We start from the raw sequence: 634 nt of genomic DNA, 5'->3' as shown, positions 1-634 counted from the left end.
GCAATCGATGGAGGTGCAGGCTTGAAGACGGTGTATCTCCAACAGCTTGATTTTTTTCAACAGCCGGTTTTCCCTTGCCGCGAAGCAGTCAGGCGTCAACAAATCAAAAATATAGCGTTGGAAAAAATATGGTATTCCTTCAGGAGGTACAGTTGCTTATTTTTTAGAAGCTTTATGGGATAGGGAAACATCTTCAACGTTGTGCTTATTAGAAAGTTATAGTGTTCATGCGGCGTGTATGCATACTGAAACTTTACAGCCTTAAGAGAAATGATCATTTAAATAGGAAATTACAAGATGGTGCAAAAGAAGCAAGCAAGAATGATGCAGGCGAAGTCTGTGGTGATCTTATCCCGCCATTAGCCTTAATTGAAATTAGTTGTGTTCTAGAGTTTGGTGCAAACAATTGGGGTAAGGGGATGGATTGTAGCTGCTTTGCGCCATTTATTATCATTAGGCTGGTGGAGAAGATAAAGATGTTGAGAGTGATTTATCATATTTGGCACATACGGCTTGTTGCCTTCTTTTTTTGATAGAGTGCGAAGCTAAAAAGATAGGTTGTGATGATTGTCCTCAGAATAATGAATGGAGATTCAAATTAAATGAGTTGGAATGAAGCTTTATTGGTAGTTTT

1 protein-coding gene and 1 pseudogene are annotated in these 634 nt (G+C 38.8%); both read left to right on the top strand.

The window, feature by feature from the left end; translation table 11 throughout:
* A pseudogene (locus ACFINZ_RS11370) lies at positions 1 to 183 on the top strand (hypothetical protein); the annotation flags it as partial.
* Positions 184 to 227: 44 nt separating this feature from the next.
* Positions 228 to 533 (top strand): hypothetical protein, encoded by a 306-nt coding sequence (locus ACFINZ_RS11365; protein WP_375701565.1) that lies wholly within the window; start codon positions 228 to 230, stop codon positions 531 to 533.
* Positions 534 to 634 lie beyond the last annotated feature (101 nt).

This window comes from Bartonella sp. AA81SXKL (assembly GCF_042196945.1).
In the GTDB taxonomy this organism is placed as follows: domain Bacteria; phylum Pseudomonadota; class Alphaproteobacteria; order Rhizobiales; family Rhizobiaceae; genus Bartonella.
This window is presented reverse-complemented; position numbering and strand designations above follow the sequence as displayed.